The following is a 16357-nucleotide window of genomic DNA, read 5'->3' on the forward strand; positions in this document are numbered from 1 at the left end:
TTCCCGCAAGCCGATTTCAGGCAGGAACCCCATGATGGACGCCTTCGAACTTCCCCGCACCCTGGTCGAGTCCCTTCAACGTCGCGCCGCCCAGGCCCCGGACCAGGTCGCCCTGCGCTTCCTCGCCGAGTCGGCCGAGCACAACGTGGTACTCAGTTACCGTGACCTGGACCAACGCGCCCGCACCATCGCCGCCGCCCTCCAGGCCAATGCGGCACAGGGCGACCGTGCGGTGCTGCTGTTCCCCAGTGGCCCGGACTACGTCGCGGCGTTCTTCGGCTGCCTGTACGCCGGGGTGATCGCGGTGCCGGCCTACCCGCCGGAGTCCACCCGCCGTCATCACCAGGAGCGCTTGCTGTCGATTATCGGTGACGCCGAACCGCGCCTGTTGCTGACCATCGCCAGCCTGGCCGAGGGCCTCGCGCAGATCGAAAACGCGCCGCCGGTGCTGAGTGTCGACACCCTCGACGCACAGATCGCCAGCGCCTGGAATGCCCCCGACCTGCATCCCGACGACATCGCCTTCCTGCAATACACCTCCGGCTCCACCGCGTTGCCCAAGGGCGTGCAAGTCAGCCACGGCAACCTGGTGGCCAACGAAGTGCTGATCCGGCGCGGCTTTGGCATCGACCTGAACCCTGACGACGTGATCGTCAGCTGGCTGCCGCTGTACCACGACATGGGCCTGATCGGCGGCCTGCTGCAACCGATTTTCAGCGGCGTGCCGTGCGTGTTGATGTCGCCGGCCTATTTCCTCGGCCGGCCATTGCGCTGGCTTGAAGCGATCAGCGAATACCGCGGCACCATCAGCGGCGGGCCGGATTTCGCCTACCGCCTGTGCAGCGAGCGGGTCAGTGAGTCGGCCCTGGAACGCCTGGACTTGAGCAACTGGCGCGTGGCCTATTCCGGCTCCGAACCGATCCGCCTCGACACCCTCGAGCGCTTCGCCGAGAAGTTCGCCGCCTGCGGGTTTACCTCGGATAGTTTCTTCGCCTCCTACGGCCTGGCCGAAGCCACCCTGTTTGTCGCCGGCGGCCGGCGGGGCCATGGCATCCCGGCGCTGCGCATTGACGAGCAGGCCCTGGCCGCCAACCGTGCCGAGCCGGGGCAGGGCAGTGCGATCATGAGTTGCGGCACCTCCCAGCCGGAACACGCGGTGCTGATCGCCGACCCGCACACACTGAGCGAGCTGGCCGACAACTGCGTCGGCGAACTCTGGGCCAGCGGCCCGAGCATCGCCCACGGCTACTGGCGCAACCCGGAGGCCAGCGCCAAGACCTTCGTGCAGCATGCCGGCCGTACCTGGCTGCGCACCGGTGACCTGGGCTTTATCCGCGAGGGTGAGGTGTACATCACCGGTCGCCTGAAAGACCTGCTGATCGTGCGCGGCCATAACCTCTACCCCCAGGACATCGAACAGACCATCGAGCGCGAAGTGGAAGTGGTGCGCAAGGGCCGGGTCGCGGCGTTTGCGGTGAATGACAACGGCCTGGAAGGCATCGGCATCGCCGCAGAGATCAGCCGCAGCGTGCAGAAGATCCTGCCGCCTGAAGCGTTGATCAAAGCCATCCGCCAGGCGGTGGCCGAGGCCTACCAAGAGGCGCCGTGCGTGGTGGTATTGCTCAATCCCGGCGGCTTGCCCAAGACCTCCAGCGGCAAGGTGCAGCGTGCGGCGTGCGCGCTTCGGCAGGCCGACGGCAGCCTCGACTGCTACGCGCAGTTCCCCGATCTGCATGCCCAGGCGAGCACTGTTGCACTGGAATCCGAATTGCAAAGCCGGATCGCCGCTATCTGGCGCGAGCAGTTGCAGGTCGCCACGGTGGTGGCCGACGACCACTTCTTCCTGCTCGGCGGCAACTCCATCACCGCCACCCAGGTGGTGGCGCGCCTGCGGGAAACCCTCGGCCTGGAGCTGAACCTGCGCCTGCTGTTCGAGGCGCCGACGTTGTCCGGGTTCGCCGCCGGCGTGGCGCAACTGCAACAGGACGGCGGCATTGCCCAAGGTGCGATCCGCCCGTTGTCGCGCCAGGACGAACTGCCCCAATCCCTGGCCCAGAACCGCCTGTGGATCACCTGGCAACTGGACCCGCAAAGCAGCGCCTACACCATCCCTGGCGCCTTGCGTTTGCGTGGCGAGCTGGATGAAGACGCGCTGCGCTCGAGCTTCCAGTACCTGATCCAGCGCCACGAAGCCCTGCGCACCCGCTTCTATGAGCGCGATGGCCAGGGCTTCCAGCGTGTGGACGCCAATAGCGATTTTGACCTGCAGGTTATCGATCTCAGCGACTTGCCCGTCGCCGAGCGTGAAGCCCGCGCACAACAGATCCGTGAGGACGAAGCCCGCACCCTGTTCGACCTGGAACAAGGCCCGCTGCTGTGGGTGACCCTGGTGCGCCTGGACGAGGACGATCACCAGTTGCTGGTGACCCTGCATCACATCATCGCCGATGGCTGGTCGTTGAATATCCTCATCGACGAGTTCTCGCGCCTGTACGCCGCCGCAAGCCAGGGCCAGGCCCTGGCGTTGCCGCCACTGGCCTTGCAGTACGCCGACTACGGCAGCTGGCAGCGCCAATGGCTGGCCGACGGTGAAGGCCAGCGCCAACTGGCGTACTGGAAAGCGCAGTTGGGCGACGAGCACCCGACCCTTAGCCTGGCCACCGACCACCCGCGTGCGGCCCGGCAACGCCACAGCGCATCGCGCCATAGTGTGCGCCTGAGTGTCAGCCTCAGCGAGGCGATTCGCCAGACCGCCCAGGCCCACGAGTCCACGCCGTTCATGCTGTTGCTGGCGGCGTTCCAGACCTTGCTCTACCGCTACAGCGGCCAGCGCGATATCCGCATCGGCGTGCCCAACGCCAACCGCCCGCGCCAGGAAACCCAAGGCCTGATCGGCTTCTTTATCAACACCCTGGTGCTGCGTGCCGAGCTGGACGGGCGCCTGCCTTTCACTGAGCTGCTGGCCGCCACCCGCCACACTGCGTTGGGCGCCCAGGCCTATCAGGACCTGCCGTTCGAGCAACTGTTGGAAGCCTTCCCGCAAGCCCGCGAACAGGGCCTGTTCCAGGTCATGTTCAACCACCAGCAGCGCGACCTCAGCGCCTTGCGCCGCCTGCCGGGCATGCTCGCCGATGAGCTGCCCTGGCACAGCCGCGAAGCCAAGTTCGACCTGCAGCTGCACAGCGAAGAAGACCGCAACGGGCGCCTGAGCCTGTCCTTCGACTACGCCGACGAACTGTTCGACAGCGCGACCATCCAGCGCCTGGCCGCGCACTTCATCCACCTGCTGCAGGCCGTGTGCGAACAGCCGCAACAGGCCATCGGTGACCTCCCGCTGATGCCGCAGGACGAACAGCAAGCGTGGAGCCAGGCGCCGTGCGCACCGGCTCAACAATGGTTGCCCGAACTGCTCAATCAACACACCTCGGACAACACCGCGCTGGTCTGGCAGGACGGCAGCCTGACCTTCGCCCAACTGCACACCCAGGCCAACCGCCTGGCCCATTACCTGCGCGACAAAGGCGTCGGCCCGGACGTGTGCGTAGCCATCGCCGCCGAGCGTTCGCCGCAGTTGCTGGTGGGCCTGCTGGCGATCATCAAGGCCGGTGGCGCCTATGTGCCGCTGGACCCGGATTACCCCGCCGAGCGCCTGGCCTACATGCTCAAGGACAGCGGCGTGCACCTGCTGTTGACCCAGACCGCATTGTTGGACCGTGTGCCGAGTGCCGAAGGCGTGTGCGTGATTGCCATGGACAGCCTGCACCTCGACAGCTGGCCGACCCAGCCGCCCGGCCTGCACCTCGATGGCGACAACCTCGCCTATGTGATCTACACCTCCGGCTCCACCGGCCAGCCCAAGGGCGTGGGCAATACCCATGCGGCCCTGGCCGAGCGCTTGCAGTGGATGCAGGCCACCTATCAACTCAATGACAGCGACGTGCTGATGCAAAAGGCGCCGATCAGTTTCGACGTGTCGGTGTGGGAGTGCTTCTGGCCGTTGATCACCGGCTGCCGCCTGGTGCTGGCCGGCCCCGGCGAGCACCGCGATCCGCACCGCATCGCGCAGTTGGTGCAGGCGTACGGCGTGACCACGCTGCACTTCGTGCCGCCGCTGTTGCAGCTGTTTATCGACGAACCGTTGGTGCCCGAGTGCACCAGCCTGCGTCGCCTGTTCTCCGGTGGCGAAGCCTTGCCCGCCGAGTTGCGCAATCGCGTATTGACGCAGTTGCCGGCGGTGCAATTGCACAACCGTTATGGCCCGACCGAGACGGCGATCAACGTCACCCACTGGCATTGCACTGCTGACGATGGCGAGCGTTCGCCGATTGGCCGACCACTGGGCAATGTGATCTGCCGCGTGCTGGACGAGCAGCTCAACCCCTTGCCGGCCGGTGTGCCGGGTGAGCTGTGCATCGGCGGCATCGGCCTGGCCCGTGGTTACCTTGGGCGTGCCGGCTTGACCGCCGAGCGCTTTGTCGCCGACCCGCTGGGCGAGGCGGGCGCGCGCCTGTATCGCAGCGGTGACCGTGCACGCTGGAGTGCGGATGGCGTGCTCGAATACCTCGGCCGTCTCGACCAGCAGGTCAAGCTGCGCGGTTTCCGGGTGGAACCGGAAGAAATCGAAGCGCGCCTGCTGGCCCTGGACGGTGTCGCCCAGGCCGTGGTGCTGGTGCGCGATGCGCAGTTGATCGGTTACTACACCGCCCATGCCGCCTTGGACGAACAGGACGTCAAAGCCGCCCTGGCCGCCGAGCTGCCGGAGTACATGGTGCCCGCGCAACTGATGCGCCTGGACGCGATGCCCCTGAGCCCCAGCGGCAAGCTCGACCGTCGCGCATTACCGGCGCCGGTGTGGCAAACCCGCGAACACATCGAGCCCGAAACACCCTTGCAGCAGCAGATTGCAGCGATCTGGCGCGAAGTGCTCGGCTTGGCAGCAATCGGCCTGCGCGATGACTTTTTCGCCCTCGGCGGCCACTCGCTGCTGGCCACGCAAATCATCTCCCGCACCCGCCAGGCGTGCGACGTCGAGTTGCCGTTGCGCACCTTGTTCGAGGCCAGCGAGCTGGGGGCGTTTGCCGAGCAAGTCGGCCTGATCCAGGCCAGCGGCCAACGCAACCAGCAAACCGCAATCGCCACCGTCGACCGCAGCCTGCCGGTGCCGTTGTCGTATTCCCAGCAGCGCATGTGGTTCCTCTGGCAGATGGAACCGGACAGCCCGGCCTACAACGTCGGCGGCATGGCACGCCTGCGTGGCGTGCTGGATGTGGGGCGTTTCGAGGCGGCGTTGCAGGCCTTGGTCATGCGCCACGAAACCCTGCGCACTACATTCCCGAGCGTCGACGGCGTGGCCTATCAAAAGGTGTCGGCGCAGACCGGCCTGCGCATGGACTGGCAGGATATGTCGGCGTTGAACGAAGGCGAGCGCGAGCAGCGTTTGCAGCGACTGGCCGACCACGAGGCGCACACCCCGTTCAACCTGGAAACCGGGCCGCTGCTGCGTGCGTGCCTGGTCAAGGCCGGTGAGCGGGAGCACTACCTGGTGCTGACCCTGCACCATATCGTCACCGAAGGCTGGGCCATGGACATCTTTGCCCGTGAACTCAGCGCGCTGTACGAAGCCTTTATCGATGAGCGCCTGTCGCCGCTGGCACCGTTGCCGGTGCAGTACCTGGACTACAGCGTGTGGCAACGTCAGTGGCTGGAGTCCGGCGAACGCCAACGCCAATTGGACTACTGGACCGCGCAACTGGGCAACGAACACCCACTGCTCGAATTGCCCGGCGACCGCCCACGGCCACCGGTGCAAAGTCACCGGGGCGAGCTGTACCGCTTCGACCTCAGCGACGATCTGGCCGCCCGTGTGCGTGCCTTCAACGCCGAACGTGGCCTGACCCTGTTCATGACCATGACCGCCACCCTGGCCGTGTTGCTCTATCGCTACAGCGGCCAGACCGACCTGCGTATCGGCGCGCCGGTGGCCAACCGCATTCGCCCGGAAAGCGAAGGGCTGATCGGCGCGTTCCTCAACACCCAGGTACTGCGTTGCCAGCTCACGGGGCAGATGTGTGTCGCCGAGCTGTTCGAGCAGGTCCGTCACACGGTGATCGAAGGCCAATCCCATCAGGACCTGCCGTTCGACCACCTGGTGGAAGCCCTGCAACCGCCGCGCAGCGCGGCGTACAACCCGTTGTTCCAGGTGATGTGCAACGTGCAGCGCTGGGAATTCCAGCAGAGCCGCCAACTGGCCGGCATGACCGTCGAATACCTGGCCAACGATGCCCGCGCGACCAAGTTCGACCTCAACCTGGAAGTCACCGACCTCGACCATCGCCTGGGTTGCTGCCTGACCTACAGCACCGATTTGTTCGATGAACCGCGCATCGCGCGCATGGCCGAGCATTGGCGCAACCTGCTCGAAGCGTTGATCGCCAACCCGCAACAACGTCTCAGCGAACTGCCGTTGCTGAGCGCCACCGAGCAACGCGCGTTGCAGGACAGCCTGGGCGTGGAGGCGGGCGAGCATCGCCTCGACCAGTGCCTCCAGCAACTGTTCAGCCAGCAGGCGCTCAAGCGTGGCGATGCCCCGGCGCTGACCTTTGCCGGTGTGACCCTCACCTACGCTGAACTCGACGCCCGCGCCAACCGCCTGGCCTGGATGCTGCGCGAGCGCGGCGTCGGCCCGCAGGTGCGGGTCGGCCTGGCGCTGCCGCGCTCGCTGGAAATGGTCATCGGCCTGCTGGCGATCCTCAAGGCCGGTGGCGCCTATGTGCCGCTGGACCCGGAATACCCGCTGGACCGCCTGCACTACATGATCGAAGACAGCGGCATCGGCCTGCTGCTCAGCGATGCGGCGATGTTCGACGCCCTCGGCGAATTGCCGGCGAGCGTGGCCTGCTGGTGCCTGGAAGATGACTTGCCGGTGCTGGCCAATTACCCGGCCGGCGAGCTGCCGTTTATCAGTTTGCCGCAACATCAGGCCTACCTGATCTACACCTCCGGCTCCACCGGTAAACCCAAGGGCGTGGTGGTGTCCCACGGTGAAATCGCCATGCATTGCCAGGCCGTGATCGAGCGCTTCGGCATGCGCCCGGACGATTGCGAGCTGCATTTCTATTCGATCAACTTCGACGCCGCCACCGAGCGTCTGCTGGTGCCGCTGCTCAGCGGTGCCCAGGTGGTCCTGCGCGCCCAGGGCCAGTGGGATGCCGAGGAAATCTGCGGGCTGATCCGTACCCATCGCATCAACATCCTCGGTTTTACCCCGAGCTACGGCAGCCAGTTGGCGCAGTGGCTGGCAACCCAGCACCAGACCTTGCCGGTGCGCATGTGCATCACCGGCGGCGAAGCGCTGACCGGCGAACACCTGCAGCGTATCCGTGCGGCGTTCCAGCCCGAGGTGTTTTTCAATGCCTATGGGCCCACCGAAACCGTGGTGATGCCCCTGGCCAGCCTGGCGCCGCAGCAGTTGGAAGAGGGCGCCGCCAGCGTGCCGATCGGTAGCATCATCGGCGACCGCGTGGCTTATATTCTCGACGCCGACCTGGCGTTGGTACCGCAAGGCGCGACCGGCGAGTTGTATGTGGGCGCCGCCGGTCTGGCCCAGGGTTACCACGAACGTCCGGGGATGACGGCCGAACGGTTTGTCGCCGACCCGTTTGCCCGCCAGGGCGGTCGCCTGTATCGCACCGGCGACCTGGTGCGCCAGCGTGCCGATGGCCTGGTGGAATACCTGGGGCGTATCGACCACCAGGTGAAGATTCGCGGTTTCCGGATCGAACTGGGCGAGATCGAAACCCGCCTGCTGGAACACGCAGCTGTGCGCGAAGCGGTGGTGCTGGCGCTGGATTCGCCGAGTGGCAGGCAACTGGTGGCGTACCTGGTCAGCGACGCCGACCACGGCACCTTGCGTGAGGCGCTCAAGGCCCATCTCAAGGCGCAACTGCCGGACTACATGGTACCCGCGCACCTGATCGTACTCGACAGCATGCCGCTGACCGCCAACGGCAAGCTCGACCGCCGCGCCCTGCCGCAACCTGATCCCGAGGCCAATCGCCAACACTACGTGGCGCCGCGCAACGAGCTGGAAAGCACCTTGGCGGCGATCTGGTGCGCGGTGTTGAACGTGCAGCAAGTCGGCCTCGACGATAACTTCTTTGAACTGGGCGGCGATTCTATCCTGTCGATCCAGGTGGTCAGTCGCGCGCGGCAGGCGGGGATTCACTTCAGCCCCCGCGACCTGTTCCAGCACCAGACCGTGCAAACCCTGGCCGGGGTGGCCACGCGCTCCGAGCAGGTCAGCGCCGAGCAAGGCGTGCTCACCGGCGCTTCGGGCCTTACACCGATCCAGCACTGGTTCTTCGACACCGATATTCCCGCGCGCCAGCACTGGAATCAGGCGTTGGTGCTCAAGCCGCTGCAACTGCTCGAGCCTCATCGACTGGAGCAAGCGTTGCTGGCGGTACTCGAGCACCACGACGCCCTGCGCCTGAGTTTCACCCGGCGCGATGCGCAATGGCATGCCGAACACTTGGCCGTGCCGAAAGGCGGCGTGCTGATGCAGGCGCAAGTGCGCGACATGCAACAGTGCACCGCGCTGTTCACCGACACCCAGCGCAGCCTCGACCTGGAGCACGGCCCGCTGGTGCGCGCCTTGCTGGTGGATGGCCCTCAAGGCCAGCAACGCTTGCTGATCGCGATCCATCACCTGGTGGTGGACGGTGTGTCGTGGCGCGTGTTGCTCGAAGACCTGCAAAACGTTTACCGCCAGCTCAGCGACGGCCAGTCCGTCAGCCTGCCGGCCAAGACCAGCGCCCTGCGCGATTGGGCCGCGCGCTTGCAGGCGTATGCCGGCAGCGAATCCCTGCGTGAAGAGCTGAGCCTGTGGCAGGACCGATTGGCCGGCCCTGACGCGGTATTGCCTGTGGCCCACCCGCACGGTTCGCGGCGCAACCGCGATGCCGACACCGTCAGCGTGCGCCTGGATGCCGAACACACGCGCCAGTTGCTGCAACAGGCGCCGAGCGCCTACCGCACCCAGGTCAACGACCTGCTGCTGACCGCCCTGGCCCGTGTGCTGTGCCGCTGGAGCGGGCACGGGGCGGCGCTGATCCAGCTCGAAGGCCATGGCCGCGAAAGCCTGTTCGACGACATCGACCTGACCCGCAGCGTCGGCTGGTTCACCAGCGCTTATCCACTGCGCCTGACCCCGCAAACCGGGCAGGGCGACTCGATCAAGGCGATCAAGGAACAGCTGCGTGCGGTGCCCCATAAAGGGTTGGGCTATGGCGTGCTGCGTTACCTCGCCGATGACCTGTGCAAACAGAGCATGGCCGCCTTGCCGAGTGCGCAGATCACCTTTAACTACCTTGGCCAGTTCGATCAAAGCTTCGGCGCCGATGCACTGTTCCACCCATTGGACGAATCGGCGGGCCTGGCCCATGACCCGGATGCGCCGCTGCCCAACGAACTGAGTGTGGACAGCCAGGTGTACGGCGGCGAACTGGTGCTGCGCTGGACCTTCAGCCGCGAACGCCACGACCCACAGGCCATCCAGGACCTGGCGCAGGCCTACCTGGCCGAACTGCAAGCGTTGGTCGCCCATTGCCTGGAGGACAACGCCGGCGGCCTCACGCCGTCCGACTTCCCCCTGGCGCACTTGAGCCAGTCGCAACTCGACAGCTTGCCGGTACCGGCCGGCGCCATCGAAGACGTGTACCCGCTGACCCCGATGCAAGAGGGCCTGCTGCTGCACACCCTGCTCGAGCCGGGCACCGGCCTCTACTACATGCAGGACCGCTACCGCATCAACAGCGCGCTGGACCCCGAGCGTTTCGCCCAGGCCTGGCAAGCGGTGATCGCCCGCCACGAAGCCTTGCGCGCCTCGTTCTGCTGGAACGTCGGCGAAGACATGCTGCAAGTGATCCACAAGCCGGGCAGCACGCCGATCGAGTACCTGGATTGGAGTGCCGACCAGGAAAGTGAACAGGAACCGCGCCTGCAAGCGCTGCTCAAGGCCGAGCGCGAAGCCGGTTTCGATCTGCTCAACCAGGCGCCGTTCCACCTGCGCCTGATCCGCGTCGGTGAAGCGCGCTACTGGTTCATGATGAGCAACCACCACATCCTGATCGATGCCTGGTGCCGCTCGCTGTTGATGAATGACTTCTTCGATATCTACATGGCCCTCGGCGAAGGTCGTGAAGCGCAGCTGGCCACGCCGCCGCGCTATCGCGACTACATCGCCTGGCTGCAACGCCAGAACCTGGCCGAAGCACGCCAGTGGTGGCAGCAGAACCTGCAAGGGTTCGAGCGCACCACGCCGATCCCCAGCGACCGGCCGTTCCTGCGCGAACATGCCGGCCACAGTGGCGGCATGGTGGTGGGTGACTGCTACACCCGCCTCGACCCCCGTGACGGTGCGCAACTGCGCGAACTGGCCCAGGCCCATCAACTTACCGTCAACACCTTTGCCCAGGCGGCCTGGGCCTTGGTGCTGCGACGCTTGAGCGGCGAGCGTGACGTACTGTTCGGCGTCACCGTGGCCGGGCGCCCGGTGGAAATGCCCGAGATGCAACGCACCGTCGGCCTGTTTATCAACAGCATTGCGCTGCGGGTGAAGCTGCCCGAGGACGACCAGCGTTGCAGCGTACGCCAGTGGTTGAACGCGTTGCTCGACAGCAATATGCAACTGCGCGAGTACGAATACCTGCCGCTGGTGACGATCCAGGAACACAGCGAACTGCCCAAGGGCCAGCCGCTGTTCGACAGCCTGTTCGTGTTCGAAAACGCCCCGGTGGAAGTCTCGGTGCTGGACCGCGCCCACAGCCTGAATGCCACCTCGGACTCCGGCCGCACCCACACCAATTTCCCGCTGACCGCCGTGTGCTACCCGGGGGATGACCTCGGCCTGCACCTGTCCTACGACCAGCGTTACTTCGACGAAACCACCGTGCAAGGCATGCTCGGCGAGTTCAAGCGCCTGCTGCTGGCGCTGGTGCAGGGCTTCCATGGCGACATGGCCGACCTGCCACTGATGGGCGAACAGGAGCGCGCGTTCCTGTTGGACGGCTGCAACCAGAGCGAACACGCCTACCCGCTGGAACGCAGCTATATCGAGCTGTTCGAAGCCCAGGTGAGCGCGCATCCGCAGCGCATCGCCGCCCGTTGCCTGGACCGGCAATGGACCTATGACGAGCTGAACCGGCGCAGTAACGGCCTGGGTCATGCACTGATTGCGGCGGGCGTCGGCCTGGACCAACCGGTGGCGTTGCTGGCCGAGCGTAACCTCGACCTGCTGGGCATGATCATCGGCAGCTTCAAGGCCGGTGCCGGTTACCTGCCGTTGGACCCGGGCCTGCCGAGCCAGCGCCTGAGTCGCATCATCGACCTGAGTCGCACACCGTTGCTGGTCTGCACCGAAGCGTGCCGCGAGCAGGCCATCGAGCTGCTGGACGGCGTCGACTGCCAGTTGCTGGTGTGGGAGGACGTGCCTGCCCGTGGGGAAAATCCTGGCATCTACAGCGGCCCGGATAACCTTGCCTACGTGATCTACACCTCGGGCTCCACCGGCTTGCCCAAAGGCGTGATGGTCGAACAGCGCGGCATGCTCAATAACCAATTGAGCAAGGTGCCGTATATGGACCTGACGCCAGCGGATGTGATCGCCCAGACCGCCTCGCAAAGCTTCGATATTTCCGTATGGCAATTCCTCGCCGCGCCGCTGTTCGGTGCACGGGTGGATATCGTGCCGAACAGCATCGCCCACGATCCGCAGGGCTTGCTGGCCCATGTGCAGGCACACGGCATCACCGTGTTGGAAAGCGTGCCGTCGCTGATCCAGGGCATGCTGGCCCAGGATCGCATCAGCCTGGACGGTTTGCGCTGGATGCTGCCGACCGGTGAAGCGATGCCGCCGGAGCTGGCGCACCAGTGGTTGTTGCGTTACCCGGAGATCGGCCTGGTCAACGCCTACGGCCCGGCGGAATGTTCGGACGATGTGGCGTTCTTCCGCGTCGACCTGGCGTCCACCCGTGGCACTTACCTGCCGATTGGTACGCCGACGGACAATAACCGTTTGTACGTGGTGGATGGTGCGCTGGAATTGGTGCCCCAAGGGGCGGTCGGTGAGCTGTGCGTGGCCGGCACCGCGGTGGGCCGCGGGTATGTCAGCGATCCGCTGCGCACCGCCCAGGTGTTTGTGCCGAACCCGTTCGGTGCACCGGGCGAGCGCCTGTACCGCACCGGCGACCTGGCACGGCGGCGCAGCGATGGCGTGCTGGAGTACGTCGGGCGTATCGACCATCAGGTGAAGATTCGCGGTTACCGCATCGAGCTGGGTGAAATCGAAGCGCGCCTGCACGAACAACCCCTAGTGCGCGACGCGGCAGTGGGCGTGCAGGAAGGCGTCAACGGCAAGCATCTGGTGGGTTACCTGGTGGCCGCCGATGAGAGGCTGAATCCGGGCGAACGCCTGGACCGCATCAAGCAACGCCTGCGCGCCGAACTGCCGGAGTATATGGTGCCGCTGCACTGGCTATGGCTCGAGCGCCTGCCGCTCAACGCCAACGGCAAACTCGACCGCAAGGCCCTGCCGGAACTGGAGATCGGCCAGTTGCACAGCCAGGACTACCTGGCGCCACGCAACGAACTGGAAAACACCTTGGCCGCGATCTGGGCCGAGGTGCTGAAAGTCGACAGGGTCGGCGTGCAGGACAACTTCTTCGAACTGGGCGGCCACTCGTTGCTGGCCACGCAGATTGCCTCGCGCGTGCAGAAGACCCTGCAGCGGGATGTGCCGCTGCGGGCGATGTTCGAATGCAGTACGGTGGCGGAGTTGGCCGAGTACATCGAGGGGCTGGCGGCTAATGAGATCAGTGCAGAGAAGGTGGATCGGTTGAGTGATTTGATGGCGGAGTTGGAGGGGCTCTGATCTTCGCTGTCTGTCAGGACGCCATCGGGGGCTTGCCCCCGATGGCGTCAGACCAGGCGCCGCTTACTTCGGCCCCATAATCTTCGCCAACTTCTCCGGCGACGGCGCCCCTTGCTGTTGCTGCAAGCCGCCCTTGTCATCCAGGTAGAAAATCGCCGGCGTCGCCGACAGTTCCAGCTCGTCCATCAACTTCATATTGGCATCGAGCCTGGCTTCGATGTCCGCCGGGATCTTGGCCAGCGCCTGCAATTTGCTGCCCTTGCCGGCGGCTTCATGTTCTTCCAGGGCCTTTTGCGGGTCCTTGGCGGCGAACAGGGCGGCCGATTTGGCGGCGCTGTCTTCGCGGATGATGCCGACCATGATGTGGCGCAGTTGGACCTTGCCGGCTTTTACCCATGGCCGCGCCTGTTCCCAGAACATGTTGCAGTACGGGCAGTTGGGGTCGCTGAACAGGTAGACGATGCGCGGGGCGTTTTTGTCGCCGTCCTGGATCCAGCTGCTTTTTTCCATTTTGGCCCAGACTTCCTTGGCCATCGGCGCGTACACCAGTTTTTCCAGGGGCGCGCTGCTCAGGTCATTGCCCTGGGCGTCGTACAGGTTGCCGGCGATCACGCTCTTGCCGTCGGCGGTCAGGTACAGCGCCATACCGCGGTTCTGGTATTGCGCGGCGTAGCCGGTGAGGCCGCTGGGGGCGTCGAACTTGCCGAGGATTTTGGCGCCTTTGGCTTCGATCTGTTTGATCGGTGCCGGCCAGTCTTCGGCCTGGGCCAGGGTGGCCGCCAGCGTCAGCGGCAGCAGGGTCAGCAGGTGGCGTAGGCGAGGCATGTCGGTTTCCTTGTGGCGGCAGGGGCGGTGTCGAAGGGTTCCATGGCACGGGCCAGGCTGGCCTGGGACAACTCGCCCAGGTGGCTGTTGATCAGGCGCCCGTCGGCTTGGTAGAACAGCGTGGTGGGCAGGGCCATGGAGCCCACGGCCTGGCCGAGGCGGCCGCTGGCGTCGAACAACACGTTGTCGAGGGTCAGGCCCTGGGTGGCGAGGAAGGTGCTGACGCTTTGCATGCTTTCGGCCTGGTTGACGAACAGAAAGGTCACGTCGGGGCGCATGCGCTGGGCGTTTTCCAGCACCGGCATTTCGCGGCGGCACGGCGGGCACCAGGTGGCCCACAGGTTGATCACCAGCGGACCGCCCTGGTAATCGGCCAGTTGCACCACTTCGCCATTGGCGTTGCGCAAGGTGATGTCCGGCAGGCGTGTGCCTTTTTCATACACGCTCAAGGACAGGCTGGTCATGCCCCAGAACACCAGCCCGGTGATGACCCCGGCGCTCAGGGGCTTGCGCAGCGCCGGGCGACGCCAGCCATAGAGCAGTGCACCGAGGATCAGGGCGACGATACCGGGCCAGGCGAGAAAACCGCCGTCGCGCAGGTCGACCATCTGCAGCCAGTCGTTGCTGTAGTAACTCCAGTACATCAGCACGAAGCTGACGCGGGCCGCCAGCATGCCCAGCAGGAACAGGCTGAACAGCACCGATTCCGGATTTTCACCGCCACGCTTGGCCACGCGCCAACCCACCAGGGTGGCGAGAATCAACGCGCTGATCAGCAGGATGTGATTCAGGGCGATGGCGAAGGTGCCGATGGTCAGGGTCAGCATCAGAGGGCGTCCCGGGCGTGAGTCCAGCGTTGCAGGAAGGCGGCGGCATCCACTTCGCCGGTGATGCGCTGGGCGCGGCGTTCCTCACCGTCAGGGCCGATCCACACGAAGCTGGGCGGCCCCGGTACCTTGTAGCGGCCCAGCAGTGCGCGGCTGGCGGCATTGTCGGCGGTGACGTCAAGGCGCAGCAGACGTACGTCCTTCAGCGCATCGAGCACTTCGGGTTTGCCGAACACCTGTTTTTCCATGATCTTGCACGACACGCACCAGTCGGCGTAGTAGTCCACCAGCACCCATTGGCCCTGGGCCTTGGCGCTGTCGAGCTGGCCTTGCAGCACAGCGGGGTCATTGATGGTCATGAAGGCTTCGTGGGCGCTGGGTGCGGCAGTGGACCGCGAGCCGCTGTAGACCTTCAACGGTTGCCACAGGTCATCGCTGCCACCCGCAGCACCCACCAGCAGCAGGCCGCCCCACACCCCCACGACCACGGAACCGGCGCCGAACAGCATGGCGACCCGCCCGAAATCCTGGGCCAGGCGCCAGCCGCAGTAGGCCATGGACATGGCCAGCACGCCCCACAGGCCGAGCCACAGGCTTTCGTCGATCACCGGGCGAATCATCAGCACGGCGGTGGCCAGGAACAGGAAGCCGAAGATGCCCTTGAGCACATTCATCCAGGTGCCCGGCTTGGGCAGGAAACGGTTGCCCACGGTCACCAGCAACAGCAACGGCACGCCAATGCCGATGCCCATGGCGAACAGGATCAGGCCGCCATGCAGGGCATTGCCGCTCTGGGCGATGTACAGCAATGCACCGGCCAGGGGCGCGGTCATGCACGGCCCCACCAGCAGGCCGGACAGCGCGCCGAGCACCCCGGCGCCGACCAGGCTGCCGCCGCTCTGGTTGCGGCTGACGTTATCCAGGCGATCGCGCAAGGCCACGGGCAGTTGCAGTTCGAAGAAGCCGAACATCGGCAGGGCGAGGATCACGAACAAGGCGGCGAAGCTGCCGAGGATCCACGGGGTTTGCAACAGCGCGGCGAGGTTGGCGCCGAGCAGGGCGGCGAGCACGCCGAGCGCCGCGTACACCAGCGCCATGCACACCACGTAGCTGCCGGCCAGGGCAAAGCCGCGACGCGGGCTGGCGCCACTGCCCACCACCAGGCCGGCGAGGATCGGCAGCATCGGCAACGAACACGGGGCAAACGCCAGCAGCAGGCCCAGGCCGAAGAACACCAGCAGGCTCCAGCCCAGGCTGCGTTGTTGCAGGCCGCTGGCCAGGCTCTGGTCCTGGGCTTCGGCGGTGGCCGCAACGGCGGGGTTGCCGCCCAGGTCTACGCTGATCGACTGCGGCGGATAGCACAGCCCTGCATCGGCGCAGCCCTGCCAGCCGAGCTTGACCTGGCCGGTGACACCGGCGGGAATCTTCACTTCCAGGCCCTGGCGATACACTTCCTGCTCGCCAAAGAATTCGTCGCTATGGGCTTCGCCTTGCGGCAGCACGGGCTTTTCGGCCAGGCCATCGAACTTCATGCGCTGCTTGTACAGGTAATAACCGTCGGCAATCTGCCAATACAGCTGGGTCTCGCCACTTTCAAGACGTTCGGAGGTAAAGGTGAAAGCCTTGCCCACCGGGAGGAAATCAGGTTTGGTCTCAAACGGATTGCCCGGCGCGGCCTGGGCGAACCCCGCGAATAACACCAGCAGAAAGGTAAACAGATGCCGCATGGTCAAGCCTTAGTTCGATGCAAGTGAGGCACACAATGTGTGGCGTTGAT

Annotated in this window: 4 protein-coding genes; 1 reads left to right on the forward strand and 3 read right to left on the reverse strand. The window is 65.6% G+C overall.

Annotation, left to right across the window (positions count from 1 at the left end; all coding sequences use genetic code 11):
* Positions 1 to 31 precede the first annotated feature (31 nt).
* Complete coding sequence (locus C8K58_RS12625) at positions 32 to 12928, forward strand: non-ribosomal peptide synthetase (protein ID WP_108573784.1); 12897 nt, start codon at positions 32 to 34, stop codon at positions 12926 to 12928.
* A gap of 63 nt (positions 12929 to 12991) precedes the next feature.
* On the opposite strand, the gene dsbG is transcribed toward C8K58_RS12625, so the two are convergent.
* Genes dsbG through dsbD form a run of 3 tightly spaced genes read right to left on the reverse strand, consistent with a single transcriptional unit; the run spans position 12992 to position 16307 of the window.
* On the reverse strand, positions 12992 to 13753 hold the full coding sequence (gene dsbG, locus C8K58_RS12630; RefSeq protein WP_027603898.1) for a thiol:disulfide interchange protein DsbG: 762 nt from the start codon (positions 13751 to 13753) through the stop codon (positions 12992 to 12994).
* Complete coding sequence (locus C8K58_RS12635; protein WP_027603899.1) at positions 13729 to 14580, reverse strand: TlpA disulfide reductase family protein; 852 nt, start codon at positions 14578 to 14580, stop codon at positions 13729 to 13731. Before C8K58_RS12635 ends, dsbG begins: the two co-directional genes overlap by 25 nt.
* On the reverse strand, positions 14580 to 16307 hold the full coding sequence (gene dsbD / locus C8K58_RS12640) for a protein-disulfide reductase DsbD (RefSeq protein ID WP_027603900.1): 1728 nt from the start codon (positions 16305 to 16307) through the stop codon (positions 14580 to 14582). The genes C8K58_RS12635 and dsbD overlap by 1 nt, the downstream gene beginning before the upstream one ends.
* Between the last annotated feature and the right edge of the window lie 50 nt (positions 16308 to 16357).

Origin of the sequence: Pseudomonas sp. GV047, assembly GCF_003058245.1 — a bacterium.
In the GTDB taxonomy this organism is placed as follows: Bacteria; Pseudomonadota; Gammaproteobacteria; order Pseudomonadales; family Pseudomonadaceae; genus Aquipseudomonas; species Aquipseudomonas marginalis.

Bases quoted from the DNA above. Each gene is read 5' to 3' on its own strand.
- dsbD (WP_027603900.1), bottom strand. From the start codon at position 16,307: ATGCGGCATCTGTTTACCTTTCTGCTGGTGTTATTCGCGGGGTTCGCC.
- dsbG (WP_027603898.1), bottom strand. From the start codon at position 13,753: ATGCCTCGCCTACGCCACCTGCTGACCCTGCTGCCGCTGACGCTGGCG.
- C8K58_RS12625 (WP_108573784.1), top strand. From the start codon at position 32: ATGATGGACGCCTTCGAACTTCCCCGCACCCTGGTCGAGTCCCTTCAA.
- C8K58_RS12635 (WP_027603899.1), bottom strand. From the start codon at position 14,580: ATGCTGACCCTGACCATCGGCACCTTCGCCATCGCCCTGAATCACATC.